Source organism: Micromonospora aridisoli (assembly GCF_056150025.1).
In genome coordinates, this window is record NZ_JAXCFK010000115.1 from 1 (window position 1) to 572 (window position 572).

1 protein-coding gene is annotated in these 572 nt (G+C 64.2%); it reads left to right on the forward strand.

All coding sequences use genetic code 11. From position 1 onward, the window contains the following. Window positions 1-572: hypothetical protein (locus SM447_RS29635; RefSeq protein ID WP_474576162.1), on the forward strand; the 572-nt coding region annotated here is incomplete at both ends.

The window sequence follows — 572 nt, forward strand, 5'->3', positions numbered from 1 at the left end:
CGATCACGCCCGGCCCTTCTGGTTCTTCCTGATGCTGGTGCCGGTCTATCTGTTCCCGTGGGGCTTCAACCTGAACTTCTGGAAAGGTCTGCGCGGCGCGGGCCGAGAGATGGGGGACCGCTTCCTGCTTGTGGCAGGCCTGTCTGCGCTTCTTCTGTTCAGCCTGATTGGCAGCAAACAGGCGCACTACCTTGTGCCCGAGATGCCGATCTTGGCCCTGCTCGTCGCGTCGGCACTTGGCCGGGTAACGTGGCGCCGCGCGCTGGATTGGTCCGCGCCACTGATCGCGGGCGGCGCGTTGGTGCTTGCGGTTCTGCTGGGTCTTGGTGTGGTCGACTCGGTTGAATTTACCACCGCACCCGGCACGCTGGCCTTGGCGCTGGTTGCCCTTGCCTTGGTCGCCTTTGGGGGCTGGGTTGTGGGGTCTGCGCAGGCAGCAACGGTCTGGTCGCTGGCCTTGATCGCCGTGGTCAATGTCGGGATCAGCACAACGCCGACCTTGCCGCAGTATCGCATGGATACGTTCATCGCCGCGTTCGAGGGTCGCCCCGGTCACCAGATCGCCTATTTCG